The following is a 1,392-nucleotide window of genomic DNA, read 5'->3' on the forward strand; positions in this document are numbered from 1 at the left end:
GACGATCAATTGAACGATCTTTCAGATACGGTATAAAGACCTCTACGTTGTATGGAGGTCATTAATGGAACTATCTAAAGCACTTGACTTTATTGCTCAATCATCACCTAATAATATAGAAACGCTTTGTGATATTTTACCCCTAGAATTGATTCAAAAAGCGTTTGAACAAACTGATACAGTCACGTTTAGAAAGCGAAAGTTGCCGCTGGAATCTATGGTTTGGCTTGTGATTGGTATGGCCATATACAACGATAAACCCCTCTCACAAATCATTAATATGCTTGATATTGTGGATAGGGATAAAAAAGCGTTTGTAGCCCCTAGTGCTGTTATTCAACGTCGACAAGATTTAGGCGTTCAAGCCATCGAATCGGTATTTGACTTAACACAAGCTCACTGGCACAAAGAAGCTCACCACCCACAGTGGAATGGCTTATCGTTACTTGCCGTCGATGGTGTCGTGTGGCGTACCCCCGACACACCTGAAAATAACGCTCAATTCAGTAAATCAACGAATAATGCGAGCCAATCACAATATCCTCAAGTGAGGATGGTTTGCTTGATGGAATTAAGTAGCCATTTAATTGCTGGTAGTGCATTTGATGACTATAAAGTAAGTGAAATGCGTCTGGCTGAGCAGCTTATAGATAAGGCAAATGATCATTCATTAACACTCTTTGACCGTGGATTCTATTCAACGGGTTTGCTCCATCAATGGGCAAATACGGGCACTGAACGTCACTGGCTTATTCCACTAAAAAAGTCGACACAATATGAGATAGTCAGAAAGTTGGGACGGCAAGACGCTATCGTACGAATTAACTCAAGTGCTCGTTCTAGAAAATACTGGCCAGATTTGCCAGAGCAAATAGAAGTTAGACTCGTCTCTCGCAAAATGAATGGAAAACTAAGACAAGTATTAACATCAATGACTGACCCATTGCGATATCCAGTGGTTGAAATAGCGGACTTATATGCCCATCGATGGGAAATAGAGCTAGGCTACCGAGAGCAAAAACAATATATGTTAGGTAACAGGCTAACGCTAAGAAGTCGTAGACCAGATATGATAAAACAAGAACTGTGGGGGATATTGCTTAGTTATAATCTAGTGCGTTATCAGATGGTGAAAATGGCAAATATGCTGAAAGGCGATTATTTGCCATATCAATTAAGCTTTAACGGTTCCCTAGCCCATATTATAAGGTTATTAGTGGGCTTACCATTTTCTTCACCTGGTGCAATTCCGGGGCAACTTAAACATTTTTACGAATTAACCCCGAGCTTGTTACTTGCCCCGAGAGGAGAAAGAACCAATCGAAGGGAGGTCAAACATAGGCCAAGAACTTACTCCCTAAAATTATATTAGCTCTTAACTGACCAGTATTA

General features: G+C 40.5%; 1 protein-coding gene. It reads left to right on the forward strand.

Features of this window, described 5'->3' with window-relative positions:
- Positions 1-64: 64 nt before the first annotated feature.
- Positions 65-1,372, forward strand: a complete 1,308-nt coding sequence (locus Q0791_RS24805; RefSeq protein WP_299011940.1) for an IS4 family transposase — start codon at positions 65-67, stop codon at positions 1,370-1,372.
- The last annotated feature ends 20 nt before the right edge of the window (positions 1,373-1,392 follow it).

This window comes from uncultured Shewanella sp. (assembly GCF_947495455.1).
GTDB lineage: Bacteria > Pseudomonadota > Gammaproteobacteria > Enterobacterales > Shewanellaceae > Shewanella.